This window comes from Actinomyces sp. HMSC065F12 (assembly GCF_001814535.1).
In the GTDB taxonomy this organism is placed as follows: domain Bacteria; phylum Actinomycetota; class Actinomycetes; order Actinomycetales; family Actinomycetaceae; genus Pauljensenia; species Pauljensenia radingae_A.
The window spans coordinates 1-537 of record NZ_KV817047.1; the positions used below are offsets into that span (position 1 = coordinate 1).

General features: G+C 50.7%; 1 protein-coding gene and 1 tRNA gene. Both read right to left on the reverse strand.

Translation table 11 applies throughout. The features are described from left to right. Positions 1-87 precede the first annotated feature (87 nt). Positions 88-163: transfer RNA gene (locus tag HMPREF2975_RS11830), tRNA-Ala, on the reverse strand. Positions 164-341: 178 nt separating this feature from the next. Then, positions 342-537, reverse strand: a 196-nt coding sequence (locus tag HMPREF2975_RS12890; RefSeq protein ID WP_227469393.1) for a hypothetical protein, incomplete at its 5' end; no start/stop codon positions are given.

Genomic DNA, 537 nt, shown 5'->3' on the forward strand with positions numbered 1-537 from the left:
GCCACCAATAGACACACAAATTGTCCGGTAACCCCCAAACGCTCACAGCAAGAGGTTGCGATCCTTGTATCCAAAAGTGAGTACAAATGGTGGAGCTAGGGGGATTCGAACCCCCGACCTTCTCATTGCGAACGAGACGCGCTACCAACTGCGCCATAGCCCCAAGGCTCAAGTATCGTACCACCCTGGCAGCACGAAATGCACACTGGAGACTGTGAAGCGCACCGCCATCATTTACGAGTACTGATGCGCGCTTACATGCATGCACACTGCCAGCGCGGATCAACACTAAGGCGCACAAAAATTGATCTGAGTAATTCAGTGCTTGGTGCGCCACACTTTTAGGGGATCAGCGATGGTGGAGCGCACTCAACTAGGCTCCAAAAACCAGAATTAATGATGATAAAAACCGGATTAAAACAGTATTCCACCTGCTGTTTGGCGACATTGTGCCGAAAAATCAAACGGTGAGGGAGCTCACCGCAAATCAGTTTGACGATCGCCCCGATTGTTCGTAGAGTATTTTCTTGTCGCCCG